This window comes from Ochrovirga pacifica (assembly GCF_000220525.1).
GTDB lineage: Bacteria > Bacteroidota > Bacteroidia > Flavobacteriales > Flavobacteriaceae > Ochrovirga > Ochrovirga pacifica.
The window spans coordinates 22,852-34,786 of record NZ_AFPK01000067.1 but is presented as its reverse complement, the minus strand read 5'-3'; the positions used below and the strand labels follow the sequence as shown (position 1 = coordinate 34,786).

The 11,935-nt window shown below is 33.2% G+C and carries 9 protein-coding genes and 1 tRNA gene; 3 read left to right on the top strand and 7 right to left on the bottom strand.

Annotation, left to right across the window (positions count from 1 at the left end):
• Positions 1-65 precede the first annotated feature (65 nt).
• Positions 66-138 (bottom strand) — tRNA-Phe (locus tag FS85_RS0112595).
• A 178-nt stretch (positions 139-316) separates the two neighbouring features.
• On the opposite strand from FS85_RS0112595, the gene bshA reads away from it, so the two are divergent.
• Positions 317-1,453 (top strand): N-acetyl-alpha-D-glucosaminyl L-malate synthase BshA, encoded by a 1,137-nt coding sequence (bshA, locus tag FS85_RS0112590; protein WP_010136703.1) that lies wholly within the window; start codon positions 317-319, stop codon positions 1,451-1,453.
• A gap of 87 nt (positions 1,454-1,540) precedes the next feature.
• Here bshA and FS85_RS0112585 read toward each other — a convergent pair whose 3' ends face one another.
• Both FS85_RS0112585 and ccsA read right to left on the bottom strand, forming a co-directional pair.
• Entirely contained in the window at positions 1,541-2,056 is a 516-nt protein-coding gene (locus tag FS85_RS0112585) for a hypothetical protein (protein ID WP_010136702.1), read from the bottom strand.
• Positions 2,057-2,121: 65 nt separating this feature from the next.
• A complete protein-coding gene (gene ccsA / locus FS85_RS0112580) occupies positions 2,122-5,373 on the bottom strand; it encodes a cytochrome c biogenesis protein CcsA (RefSeq protein WP_010136701.1) in 3,252 nt (1,083 codons plus the stop codon).
• Positions 5,374-5,535: 162 nt separating this feature from the next.
• Here ccsA and FS85_RS0112575 point away from each other — a divergent pair, with 162 nt between their 5' ends.
• Positions 5,536-6,681, top strand: coding sequence for an NAD(P)/FAD-dependent oxidoreductase (locus FS85_RS0112575; protein WP_010136700.1), 1,146 nt, complete (start codon positions 5,536-5,538; stop codon positions 6,679-6,681).
• A gap of 257 nt (positions 6,682-6,938) precedes the next feature.
• Complete coding sequence (locus FS85_RS0112570) at positions 6,939-7,274, top strand: hypothetical protein (protein ID WP_010136699.1); 336 nt, start codon at positions 6,939-6,941, stop codon at positions 7,272-7,274.
• Between the two features lie 89 nt (positions 7,275-7,363).
• Here FS85_RS0112570 and FS85_RS0112565 read toward each other — a convergent pair whose 3' ends face one another.
• From FS85_RS0112565 to prmC, 4 genes are all read right to left on the bottom strand, one after another.
• Complete coding sequence (locus FS85_RS0112565; protein ID WP_010136697.1) at positions 7,364-9,559, bottom strand: NADP-dependent isocitrate dehydrogenase; 2,196 nt, start codon at positions 9,557-9,559, stop codon at positions 7,364-7,366.
• Between the two features lie 209 nt (positions 9,560-9,768).
• On the bottom strand, positions 9,769-10,122 hold the full coding sequence (gene rplS, locus FS85_RS0112560) for a 50S ribosomal protein L19 (RefSeq protein WP_010136695.1): 354 nt from the start codon (positions 10,120-10,122) through the stop codon (positions 9,769-9,771).
• A gap of 179 nt (positions 10,123-10,301) precedes the next feature.
• Positions 10,302-10,982: a tRNA (guanosine(37)-N1)-methyltransferase TrmD gene (gene trmD / locus FS85_RS0112555; RefSeq protein WP_010136694.1), complete on the bottom strand. Its 681-nt coding sequence runs from the start codon at positions 10,980-10,982 to the stop codon at positions 10,302-10,304.
• A gap of 79 nt (positions 10,983-11,061) precedes the next feature.
• Complete coding sequence (gene prmC, locus FS85_RS0112550) at positions 11,062-11,907, bottom strand: peptide chain release factor N(5)-glutamine methyltransferase (protein ID WP_010136693.1); 846 nt, start codon at positions 11,905-11,907, stop codon at positions 11,062-11,064.
• Between the last annotated feature and the right edge of the window lie 28 nt (positions 11,908-11,935).

Sequence of the window (11,935 nt, the reverse complement as noted above, 5' to 3'; positions counted from 1 at the left end):
TTTAAAAAAGAAGTTGAAGTTTATCATATAAAAAAACCGTTCCTAATTAGGAACGGTTTTTTGTGTGGTGCCTCCAGGAATCGAACCAGGGACACAAGGATTTTCAGTCCTTTGCTCTACCAACTGAGCTAAGGCACCATGCTTAACTTAGCGGTTGCGAAATTAAACTTTTTTTTGGATAAAAATAATTTTTTTTAAAAAAGTTTAGCATACAAAGGCTTGGTTTTTGATAGTAGGATTCAGGCTTATTTTACATTAATTTTGTAACCACGTAAGTTAAGAATCGTTTTATAGACAGATATTGAAAAATAATCATATGCGTATAGGTATTGTATGCTACCCGACTTTTGGTGGTAGTGGGGTAGTAGCAACAGAATTGGGAATGGCATTAGCACAAAAAGGATATGAGGTACATTTTATTACCTACAAACCTCCTGTTAGATTGGATTTAATTGCTAGCGGAATTCATTTCCATCAAGTACAAATACAGGAATATTCTCTGTTTCATTACCAACCTTATGAACTTGCTTTGTCTAGTAGAATGGCACAAGTTGTAGAAAAATATAAGATAGATATTTTACATGTTCATTATGCCATACCCCATGCTTATGCAGCTTACATGGCCAAACAAATGTTGGCACAAAAAGGAATTGATGTAAGAGTAGTAACTACACTACATGGTACAGATATTACTTTGGTAGGTAGCCATCCAAACTACAAAACAGCTGTTGAGTTTAGTATTAACAATTCTGATGTTGTAACATCGGTATCGCAAAGTCTTAAAGATGATACCTTCCGTTTGTTCGACATAAAAAGGGATATAGAAGTTGTGTACAATTTTATTGAGTTAGAAAAATATGCAAAACATCCCTTAGGAGCAGTTGATTGTCAACGAAAAAATATTGCTAAAGAAGATGAGTACATTTTAACACATATTAGTAACTATAGGCCCGTAAAAAGAGCGAAAGATGTGGTTCGTATTTTTGCAAAAGTAGCAGCTATTAAACCTGCTAAATTATTGTTGGTAGGAGAGGGACCCGAAATGGTAGAAGTAAAAAAAATAGCTAAAGAACTAAATGTATATCACAAAATTTTATTTTTAGGAAATAGTACCGAAGTAGCAAAAATACTATGTTATACAGATGTTTTTTTATTACCTTCTAAATCCGAAAGTTTTGGTTTGGCTGCTTTGGAAGCGATGGCAGCTAGAACTCCTGTTATTTCTAGTAATACAGGAGGGTTACCAGAGGTAAATATTCATGGAGAAACAGGTTTTTTAAGCAACGTTGGAGATGTAGAAGATATGGCCAAAAACACCTTGAAACTAATAGAAAATAAAGGAGTTTTAGAAACCTTTAAAGAAAATGCACAACAAAGAGCTGCAACTTTTCAAATGGATGCTGTACTCCCAAAATATGAAGCAATTTATAAAAGCTTGGTAGTGCCTGTGTAAAAGAATAAAGTAGAACTGATAACAAATTACAAAGCCTTCTAATTTTTAGAAGGCTTTGTTTGTATTTATTGTGTACGTAAAAAAGAATTAGATTCTTTTCATCTGATCTTTCATCATTTTTATTTGATCTCCTAACATACCATGTTTGTCTAATTTTTTAGCTTCGTTCAACAAGGTAGTAGCTTCTCTTTTTCTACGTTTGCTCATAGCAACCCCTGCCAAATTTAATTTAGCCATTGCCTGATCGTGCCCCATTCTTAATCCAATGTTTAATGCTTTCTTTAGTAACTTTTCGCCTTGGGTCATGTTTTTCTGAATTACAATCAAGCCTTGTAAATAGTAGTAGTAAGCTTGTTGAGAAGTAATTAAAGACATTTCTGGATTTTTGATTTTTAGCAGCCACTTTTCAGTTCCTACCATATCTTGTTTTCTCATTTGCAAAAAAGCTAATAATAAGATTTCGTTTTTAAAATATAAAAAGATAAAAATACCTGCCAATAAGAGTAACAAGATACCGTTACCTATATTTTCATCAATAAATTGCAATACTGCTAAAACAACAACTCCAGCTGCCAATACGAGTTTTAAATACTTGTGAAACATGTTAGTTTATGAATTTTTTTAGTTGTGCAAATTTAAACGAATAATTATGGAAAATACCAAAGCTTTTACTTTTTATAATACTTTTTAAACTTTACATAGGCCAAAATACCTAGAACAGCTACAGTAGCAATAGAATAATAAACAAAATTAGGAGTTACTACTTGATCTCCACTAGCGTATGAGTGCAATCCTGATAAGTAAAAGTTTACACCAAAATAAGTCATCATAATACTAGCAAAGGCATAAACCGATATGATATTAAAAGCAAATCGACCTCTAAGTCCAGGAATTAAGCGCATGTGAAGTACAAATGCGTAAACCATAATGCTAATTAAGGCCCAAGTTTCTTTAGGATCCCATCCCCAATAACGTCCCCAACTTTCGTTGGCCCACATTCCACCTAAAAAGTTTCCAATGGTTAGCATAACCAAACCAACGGTCATACTCATTTCGTTAATAATGGTTAGTTCTTCAATTTTAGTTTTTAAAGATTTTCTGTTTTTTTCGTTGGTTAAAATCATCAAAATTAGGGCAACAATTCCCAAAATCATACTTAGCGTAAACGGTCCGTAACTTGCTACAATAATCGCCACGTGTATCATTAGCCAATAAGAGTTTAATACAGGTTGTAAGTTGGCAATTTGTGGATCCATCCAGTTCCAGTGAGCAATCATAAGAATCATAGAAGTAACAAAAGCAGTAGCAGCTATGGTTAAGGATGATTTTTTTCCAAACCACAAACCAAACAACATAGTGGCCCATGATACGTAAATAATAGATTCGTACGCATCGGACCAAGGAGCGTGTCCAGAAATGAACCAGCGAACTCCCAATCCAAGGGTTTGTAATATAAACAGAAAGATTACAACTACAATGCTTCCTTTGATAAGATAATTGATGATTCTACCATCTTTAAAAATCTGAATGATGATAAATACAAACAACAAAGCACTGATGTACATGTAGTAAGAGAATAGTTTTTTAAAGACATCGTATTGATTGTACAAAACTTCAAAATCTATTTTATCTTGACTAGGGTAAACAGCCGCACCAAATTTTTTCTGAAAATTTTTAATTCCCGTTAAAATTTCATTGGCTTCAGAATAATCTTTGTTTTGTTTTGCTTGCCACAAAGTTTGTCTGTAAGCAGGTACAATTTGTTTTACAAACACAGAATCAATGCCAGTAAATCCAGCAGTTTCTAGTTCTAGCTGAGAAACCCATTTGTTATTTTCATCATTAGGTTTAGGAAAAATTCTTAAAATACTTCCGCTAATGGCTGTATATAATAAGCCAACACGTTTGTCTACATTAATAACATCTTTTTCAAAAGTGTTTTTTTTCTGATTTTTTTCAGCTTCTGCTACATAAGAAGTTAAAATATAATTTCCGCTAGGATCAATAAAGTCTGACAAAGCAGCATATTTGGTATCTTGATTTACACCAATAATGCTTCGTATTTTTTTGTCGTTACGTTCTAAATAAATAATAGGAGCACCAAACCAAGCTCTGGGATTTTCAATAATAGACAAAAATACTTGATTGGCATCCAAACCGTGGTAAGTGTCTTTTTTGCTAACTTTTCTTAACAATTCGCTGGCAAAAGTATGTACAGGTTTCATACGACCTCCGGCATCTTGTATAACCAACTTGCTAAATTTTAAGGCATGTTCTGGTTTTACAGCATTTTTTATGATTGCGTTTTTTACCGTTTCTGGATCTAATTGTTGTGGTAAAGTTTGTGCTTGATGACCTTCGTGTTGATGCGTGTTTTCGTGTGAATGGTCATGGTCATGGTTATGGTCGTGGTCATGTTGATGCTCATGAGTTTCTTCTTGTGTATGATCGGTGTGATTGTGATCGTGTTCTTGGGCAAATCCAACAGTAGTAGAAAGGGTGATAAACAAACCGATAACAGTAGTTTTATTTTTTAGTTTTCTTAATTTCTGACTTAATTGACCAAAGCGAGTCTTTTTTAAGAACAAAGTCATAATCATACAAGTATATAATAAAGAGTATCCAAAATAGGTAATTAAAGTTCCTATAGCATCGTGGTTAACAGACAAACGGGTTTCTTCTTTAGGTCCAGATAAGTCGTAACTAGATTGAAAGAATTTGTATCCTTTGTAGTTAAGAATGTGGTTCATGTAAATTCTAAAATCAAACGTATTGTTTTCTCTTTCATCAATTACTGTAACTTCACTAGCATAAGAGGCTGCAGATTCTGAACCAGGATATTTTTCCAATTGAAAATCGTTTAGTTGTATAAAAAATGGCAATTCAATAATTTTTGAACCATAAGAAATATTAAAGTTTAAATCTGCTAGTTGAAAAGAAATAGGCTTGTTAGAAGTGTATTTTCCTCCTCTAACTTGTACCAAAGTCATCTTGTCCTTAGAGCTTACTTTTAGTGTAATTAAGGCTTCTGGATAAGCGTTTTTATCTTTTGCAGAAACAGTTTTCATTTCTCCATGAACTGGTTTTTCGGGTACTACAAAACTCAACCCTGCCAATTGATGCAAACTTAGGTAGTTAAATTTAGTGGTTTCTCCTTTCGTAATTTGTCCAGTGTAACGATCTGCCATTCGCATAAAAGTACCGTTGTGTTTAGACTGAATTTGCATCTCACCGTTTGCTTCAGTAAAATTGATAGATGCATTTTCTTCATTTTCAAAACCTACCAATACTCCATGAATATTTTCTATACTTCCTTTTTTTATATAGTGATCATGTCTGCTTCCCGAACTAGATTCCACAAAGTGCAAGTACAAGTCTCCTTGTTCAGTTTGTGTGAATTCTGTTTTTGCATTAGGTATATAATCCGTAAGTTCAATAGCTATTTTCTGACCTCTAAAATCTGTTTCTAATTGATAAGAAGCTTTACCTTTAGCAGACAATAAAATAGGACTGTGTACGTATTTTTCTTCTTTAAAGTTATGTATGTTTAGGTTTAAATACGTGGTTTCAGAAAAAATCTGATTTGTTTTTTCTCCTTCTAATATAGGCATCATACCTTCGTAACTGACATATCTAGTAACAGCTGCACCAATTATAATAAAGATAAAAGCAACATGAAACAGCAAAACAGTCCACTTTTCTTTTTTGTATAACTTATATTTAAAAATATTACCGCAAAAGTTAATTACAAAAAACACCATAATAAGCTCAAACCACCAAGCATTATATACCAAAACTTTGGCTGTTTCTGTTCCGTAATCATTTTCAATAAAGGTGGCAATTCCCATAGCAGCAGCAAAAACAACAAATAATACAGCCATTAATCTAGTGCTGTAAACAAGGTTCCATATTTTTTTCATGAAAGGGTAAAATTTAGACCGCTAAATTAAGAATATACTTAGAAATAGCGTCAAGATTTAAAATTTTAAGATTGTTTTTATTGACTCAAAAATAAAGCCAATTCCACTGTTTGATAAGCAAATTTTAATTTCTATTATTGTTACGCAATTATTGAAAAAACTATGGAGAATTATCAAGTAGCCATTGTAGGGTCAGGACCATCAGGAGCCTCTGCAGCATTCCATTTAGCCAAAGCAGGAATTAAATCCATTGTCCTAGAAAAAGAAACTTTGCCACGATACAAAGTGTGTGGTGGAGGTTTGGTTTATAGAGGGAAAAAAGACATGCCTTTTGATGTAACTTCTGCGGTAGACATCACTTTTCATGAAGTAGATGTTTACATGGGAAAAAACTTACATTTTAAAACACACAGAGATCAGCCCATAGTTTCGTTGGTTATGCGAGATGCTTTTGATAAGTTGATGATAGAAAAAGCACAAGAACATGGAGTAACATTGCTAGAAAATTGTAAAGTAATAGCTCTTAGTTCCTCTAAAAACGGTGTTATGGTAGAAACCAATCAGGGAACGTTACAAGTACAACAAGTAATAGCTGCCGATGGGGTATACAGTCAGTTAGCGAAAATGGCTGGTTGGGAAAAAGATACCCGAACGTTAATTCCTGCATTGGAATACGAAGTAGAAGTAGACCCCAAAAATTTTGAAAGATTGTCTAAAGAAATAAGATTTGATATAGATGCAATTCCAGGAGGTTACGGATGGTGTTTTCCTAAAAAGCACCATTTGTCTATTGGGGTAGCTATTATTCAAAAATTAAAAGACGAACAAAAAATAAAAGCATATTGTGCCAAGTATATGCAGTTCTTAGGGATTGATGAAATTGTAGATATTAAAAAGTATGGTTACCAAATTCCTGTAACTCCAAGATTAGATGGTTTTGTAAAAAATAATGTGTTTTTAATAGGAGATGCTGCTGGCTTTGCAGATCCTTTAACCGCGGAAGGTATTTCTAATGCTATTTTAAGCGGTAAGTTGGTTGCCAAGGCTATTGAAGAATCAAAAGGAGACTTAAAAAAAGCTGCAGCAAACTACAGTAAAATTATAGAAAACACAATCATGCCAGAGTTGTTAACATCTATGAAATTGGCAAAGTTATTTTATAGTAACAAAACTGTAAGAAAGTTTTTGTTAAAAAAGTATGGACAACGTTTTAGCGAAGCTTTGACAGACATCTTTATGGGAGAAAAAAATTATCCTAAAAACGTGAATGAAAAAATTAAAGAGAAATTAAAAGAATTGGTTTTTTAAATTCTTAAAGAAAACTAAGGTTACATAACAGAATAAGAAAACTCCATCAACAATACGAATTTTGTTGATGGAGTTTGTTTTTAATGAAGATAAGAAGCATTTTCTTGCGTTTTCGCATAAAAGATCATAATAAAAGTTGATGAGTATCTTATTCAAAAAAGTCATAAGGTGATGTATATCACCTACTTATATATTACTGTTTGAGTATCTTTATACTAGAGAAATAAGTAGAAAATCTTACCCCTAAATAGAAGCTTATGAATACCCCAGCCCTTTTACACAGATGCAACAACAAATTAGATGCGTATTATCTAAAAAATGTAATTCAAAATGTAATCTCTATTCAGGTTTATTTAAAAAAACAGGATGGTGCCATTTGTTTGATGGTAGATGAAGCAAATCAACATAAAGCAAACGTTATTCTAAGCAACAAACTTTCTATTTTACCGAGTGTGCTGGCTAAGAAAACTTTAGAAGAAGTGGTTCCTGAAGAAACATCAGTAACATTGGCTCAATCTCACGATCAATCTTATTTGTCTTTACGATTTTTCTTAGGACAGTTTAAGTCATTGTACACAAATCATAAATCATAAAAGTATCGTTTATCATAGTGTTTTATAGTTCCAAAAAAAGCTGCAACTTTTATAATTGCAGCTTTTTATATGTTTATATAATTGTGGAATTACATGGCATCAATAACACTATTCAAAGTGTTACTTGCTCTCATTACCGCAGAAGTCAATGCTTCGTTAAATAAGTAATAACCTCCTGTGTTGGCAGGTTTTCCTTGTACAGAAATCATTTCTTCAACAATTTTAGCCTCGCTAGCTGTTAAAGCTTCGGCAATTGCAGTAAATTCATTTTTTAATTCTAGATCTTTGTCTTGAGCAGCTAATTCTTGGGCCCAGTACAATCCTAAATAAAAATGAGAACCTCTGTTGTCTATACCTCCTAATTTACGTGTTGGAGATTTATCATTGTCTAAGAATTTACTAGTAGCAGCATCTAAAGTTTCGGATAAAACTAAGGCTTTTGGATTGTTGAATTTGTTCCCTAAATGCTCTAAAGAAACAGATAGTGCTAAAAATTCTCCTAAAGAATCCCAGCGTAGGTAGTTTTCTTCTTGTAGTTGTTGTACGTGTTTTGGGGCAGAACCTCCAGCACCCGTTTCAAATAATCCTCCTCCATTCATTAAAGGAACAATAGATAACATTTTTGCAGAGGTACCCAATTCTAAAATAGGGAATAAGTCTGTTAAGTAGTCTCTTAATACATTTCCTGTTACAGATATTGTATCCTTATTTACTTTTACTCTTTCTAAAGTATATTTAGTAGCCTCTATAGGAGATTTGATGTAAATTTCTAAACCTTCTGTATTGTGTTCAGGTAAATATTTTTCTACCTTTTTGATAATTTCAACATCATGAGCTCTATTTTCATCCAACCAGAAAACTGCAGGCCATCCAGTATCTCTAGCTCTATCAACAGCTAATTTTACCCAGTTTTGGATAGGAGCATCTTTTGTTTGACACATTCTAAAAACATCTCCTGCTTCTACTTCCTGAGCCAATAATACATTACCTTCTTTGTCAATAACTTCTACTGTTCCAGCTTCGTCTAATTGAAAAGTTTTGTCGTGAGAACCATACTCTTCCGCTTTTTGAGCCATCAAACCTACGTTAGGTGTAGTTCCCATTTGTGTAGGATCAAAAGCTCCATTTTCTTTACAGAAATCTATGGTAGCTTGAAAAACTCCAGCATAAGATCTATCTGGAATTAATGCTTTGGTATCTTGTTGCTCTCCTTTTGCATTCCACATTTGCCCCGAGGTACGAATCATTGCAGGCATAGAAGCATCTACAATTACATCAGAAGGAACGTGTAGGTTGGTAATTCCTTTGTCTGAGTTTACCATAGCTACAGCTGGTGCTTCTTGATACACCGCTTCGATAGCTGCTTTTACTTCTGCTTCCTTAGGGTGTCCAGCAATTTTATTATAAACATCACCAATACCATTGGTTGCTGTAATTCCTAATTCATCAAATAACGTTGCGTATTTTTCAAAAACGTCTTTATAGAATACTTCTACAACAGCACCAAAAATAATAGGATCAGATACTTTCATCATTGTTGCTTTCATGTGTAAAGAAAGCAATACTCCATTTGCTTTAGCATCTGCAATTTCTTTGGCAGCATATTCTTTAAGTGCGTTGATGCTCATTACAGAAGAATCAATAACTTCTCCTTCTAATAAAGGAGCGTATCCTTTTAACTCTTTTCCGTTAAATACAATTTTAAATTCAGTTGCTTTCTCAACTGTAGTTGATTTTTCGGAACCATAAAAATCATTTGCCTCCATAGAAGCTACATGAGTTTTAGAGTCTTTAGTCCAAGGTCCCATTTTATGTGGGTTCTTTTTTGCGTAGTGTGATACAGCCTTTGGAGCTCTACGATCTGAGTTTCCTTCTCGCAGAACTGGGTTTACTGCAGATCCTAAAACTTTTGAGTAAGCAGCTTTGATGGCTTTTTCTTCATCATTTTTAGGATTGTGTGGATAGTTAGGAATTTGAAATCCTTTTTCTTGTAATTCTTTAATAGCAGCTTGTAACTGTGGAATAGAAGCTGATATGTTTGGCAATTTAATAATGTTAGCTTCTGGAGTTTTAGCCAACTCTCCCAATTCAGCCAAAGCATCGTTTACTTTCTGATTTTCAGGAAGAAAATCTGACAGGTTTGCTAAAATTCTACCTGCTAAAGAGATGTCTCTAGTTTCTACTTCTATTCCAGCTTTGTTTGTAAAAGCTTTGATGATAGGTAACAAAGAAAATGTAGCCAACGCTGGAGCTTCATCTGTCTTTGTATAAATAATCTTTGCCATTATATATTGTTGATTTAATTTTATTTTTTCAGCTAAATAGCTTCATTTTATGCTGCAAATGTACTAATTAACAATGGTTTTTGTACCAACTGTTAAAAACATAACGATTTTTGTCAAACTGTGCTATTTTAAGCGAAAGTTGAGGTTTAAAAGTAAAAAAAAACTCAATACAATTGTATTGAGTTTCTTTTAATTTGTGATTAAAAAAATTATTTTCTTCTAACTTCTTTAATTCTTGCTTTTTTACCTGTAAGTCCTCTAAAGTAGTAGATTCTAGCTCTACGAACTTTACCTTGCTTGTTCAATTCAATTTTTTGAATAGCAGGTAAGTTGATAGGGAATATACGCTCTACACCAACAGTTCCAGACATTTTACGAATGGTAAAAGTTTCTGATGTTCCAGTTCCTCTACGTTGAATTACTACACCTTTAAAAAACTGAGTACGTACTTTTTCACCTTCACGGATTTCGTAGTATACAGTAATTGTGTCTCCAGCTTTAAAATCAGGAGTTTCTTTTTTGGTTACAAATTCGTCTTGTACAAATTTTACTAAATTTTCCATTTTGTTCTTTTGAATGGTTTGCTACTAAACAACATACACGATTTTCGTCAGAGGTTGTTTTAGCGGCTGCAAATATAATAATTAGTAGTTAGTTTTTAGGTATTTGCAATTGATTTTTTTTAGAAACTATAAAAGCTATCTTATAAACAAGTTACCTAGGGTTTGATGCTAGCAGCAAGTTAGAAATCTTTTAGTAAATCGGGTCTAATTTTTTGAGTTATTTCTAAAGCTTTATCACTACGCCATTCTTCAATTTTAGGAAAGTTTCCACTGGTCAAGATTTCGGGCACTTTATGTCCTTGGTAATCTGCAGGACGTGTGTATACGGGCGGAGATAACAAATCATCTTGAAAAGAGTCTGTTAATGCCGAGGTTTCATCACCTAAAACTCCTGGAATCAAACGTAAAATAGTGTCGCACAAAACAGCAGCACCTAATTCCCCACCGCTTAGTACATAATCGCCAATAGAAATTTCTTTAGTAATAAACAAATCACGTACGCGTTGGTCTACGCCTTTATAATGACCACAAAGTATTATTATATTTTGTTTTAAAGAAAGGGTGTTGGCTGTTCTTTGGTTTAGCGTAGGGGCATCTGGGGTCATGTAAATAATTTCATCGTAGTCTCTTTCTGATTTCAGTTTACGAATGCATGCATCAATAGGTTCTATCATTAGTACCATTCCGGCACCACCTCCAAATTGCATATCGTCAATTTTTCCGTAGTCGTTAATTGCGTAATCTCTTAAATTGTGAAAATGAACTTGAGCCAATCCTTTTTCTTGAGCTCTTTTCATAATAGAATGCTCAAACGGACTCTGGATGAGTTCTGGAGAAACAGTTATAATATCTATACGCATGAAAAATATTTTTTTGCAAATTTAGACAAATCAAAATGATAAAATTATAGGAAATAAACTACTTTTTTGGTAAAATGCTTCAGGTTGAAGCTTTTGTCATTCTATAATTTCCAAACACATCTTTTCGAAGTTCTACATTTTTAAAACCAAGGTGATACAATAAATCAACCGTTTCTTTTCCTAAGTATTGATTGATTTCGAAATACAGTATTCCTTTAGGTTTTAGTGATGTCAAAGCTAATTCAGCAATTTTTTTATAAAAAATTAACGGATTGTTATCTTCTACAAACAAGGCTAAGTGAGGTTCGTAGTTCAATACGTTTTTTTGCATTTTTTTCTTTTCTAAATTTCTGACATAAGGAGGGTTGCTTACTATCACATCATACTGTTGAGGCAAATTAGAAGTTGTTAAAATATTTTGATGTAGGAAATGTACCTGCACCTTGTTTTTTGTTGCATTTATTTTAGCCGTTTCGATGGCTTTTTCAGAGACGTCTATAGTCGTAATATGGGCGTTTCTAAGATTTTTAGCTAGGCAAATGGGAATGCAGCCTGTTCCGGTTCCAATATCTAAAATTTCTGTTTTTTGTTGTGGGGTAAAGTCTTCTATAATCCAACGAATTAATTCTTCAGTTTCGGGTCTTGGAATTAGAACATGCGAGTTTACGTTGAATTTTAAATCCATAAACTCTATAAAACCAATTAAATGCTGAATGGGTTGTTGCTCAGTCAAACCTTGTAAAATTGTCATTAGTTGATGAGATTGCTGCTCTGGTATTGATAACTGTGGGCTTAGAATTGCATCTATTTTTGATATACCTAAGATGTCTTGTAACAAGATGTTAAAAAAAGAATCAAGCTCTGTTTTGGGGTAATGACTTTCTAGTTGAGTATAAAGTTCTTGTTTAAATGTTGCTAAAGTCATTAAATGGCTTATTAATTGATATTTTTGT

Bases quoted from the DNA above. Each gene is read 5' to 3' on its own strand.
- bshA (WP_010136703.1), top strand. From the start codon at position 317: ATGCGTATAGGTATTGTATGCTACCCGACTTTTGGTGGTAGTGGGGTA.
- FS85_RS0112585 (WP_010136702.1), bottom strand. From the start codon at position 2,056: ATGTTTCACAAGTATTTAAAACTCGTATTGGCAGCTGGAGTTGTTGTT.
- ccsA (WP_010136701.1), bottom strand. From the start codon at position 5,373: ATGAAAAAAATATGGAACCTTGTTTACAGCACTAGATTAATGGCTGTA.
- FS85_RS0112575 (WP_010136700.1), top strand. From the start codon at position 5,536: ATGGAGAATTATCAAGTAGCCATTGTAGGGTCAGGACCATCAGGAGCC.
- FS85_RS0112570 (WP_010136699.1), top strand. From the start codon at position 6,939: ATGAATACCCCAGCCCTTTTACACAGATGCAACAACAAATTAGATGCG.
- FS85_RS0112565 (WP_010136697.1), bottom strand. From the start codon at position 9,559: ATGGCAAAGATTATTTATACAAAGACAGATGAAGCTCCAGCGTTGGCT.
- rplS (WP_010136695.1), bottom strand. From the start codon at position 10,122: ATGGAAAATTTAGTAAAATTTGTACAAGACGAATTTGTAACCAAAAAA.
- trmD (WP_010136694.1), bottom strand. From the start codon at position 10,982: ATGCGTATAGATATTATAACTGTTTCTCCAGAACTCATCCAGAGTCCG.
- prmC (WP_010136693.1), bottom strand. From the start codon at position 11,907: ATGACTTTAGCAACATTTAAACAAGAACTTTATACTCAACTAGAAAGT.